At 64.0% G+C, this 1,092-nt stretch carries 1 protein-coding gene; it reads left to right on the top strand.

Annotated features, from left to right (window positions below):
* Positions 1 to 247 precede the first annotated feature (247 nt).
* On the top strand, positions 248 to 1,092 hold an 845-nt coding region (locus tag QHC78_RS21020; RefSeq protein ID WP_319748090.1), incomplete at its 3' end, for a Gfo/Idh/MocA family protein.

Below are 1,092 nucleotides of genomic sequence, written 5' to 3'. Positions count from 1 at the left end.
CCCGTCCGGTTCGGCCACTTCCTCGATCATGCAGGCGGGCAGCCAGTGTGCACGCATGATGCGACCCATTGGTGCGGTGCCCTCAACGCGGCAGAGAAGGTCGTTCTGTTCAGGAGTCATTATTCCGCTTCTTCCTCGCTATCGCTATATACCGGGCAGCGCCTCGTCCCCTGGTGACGCCAGCTTGCAAATACTTCTACATGGATGTAACCTTCAGTTCAACCCCCGGCGCGGGCAAGGGAGCAGAATGAACGCAATCAACCTTGGAATCATTGGCCTCGGCCGGGGCTTCATGCTCACCCTCCCTGCCCTGAATGCACATCCCGGCGTCCGGCTGGCCGCCGCTTTCGACCTGCGCGCCGATGCCCTGGAACGGTTCGCTCAGGATTATGGGGGGACCACGCATGGCACTATCGAATCGCTGCTGGCAGACCCATCCATCCAGGCGGTTTACATAGCGACCCCGCATGAATTGCATGCAGAGCAGACGATCGCGGCGCTGCGCGCGGGAAAGCATGTGCTGGTCGAGAAGCCCATGGCGACATCGGTCGCGGATTGCGGAGCCATGGCGAGCGCCGCCGCCGCCGCCGGGCGCGTTCTGATGGTCGGCCCCAGCCATGGCTTCGACGAGCCGGTGCGGCAGGCGGCGGCGCTGGTGGCCTCTGGCCGCTATGGCCCGGTTCGGCTGGTCACAGCCTTCAATTTTACAGATTTTCTGTATCGGCTGCGCCGTCCTGAAGAATTGGACAGCGGCCGGGGCGGCGGCGTCGTCTATAGCCAAGCCGCGCACCAGATTGACGTTGTGCGACGCATCATCGGGCGACCTGTCGCCTCCATCCGCGCTGTCACAGGCAACTGGGACGCCGATCGCCCGACCGAGGGTGCCTATGCTGCCTTCATGACGTTCCAAGGCGGCGCGGCCGCTACGCTCACCTATAGCGGCTATGGCCATTATGATAGCGACGCCCTGCTGGGATGGGTGTCGGAATTAGGTCAGGTCAAGGACCCGGCTCGGTATGGCGATGCGCGCCGGGCTCTGGCCGCGCTGACGGTCGCCGATGAAACGGACGCGAAGCTCGCGCGAACCCACGG

The organism is Pigmentiphaga sp., assembly GCF_033795525.1.
Classification (GTDB): domain Bacteria; phylum Pseudomonadota; class Gammaproteobacteria; order Burkholderiales; family Burkholderiaceae_B; genus Pigmentiphaga.
Note: the sequence above shows the minus strand (reverse complement) of the source record. Positions and strands in the feature narration are given on the sequence as shown.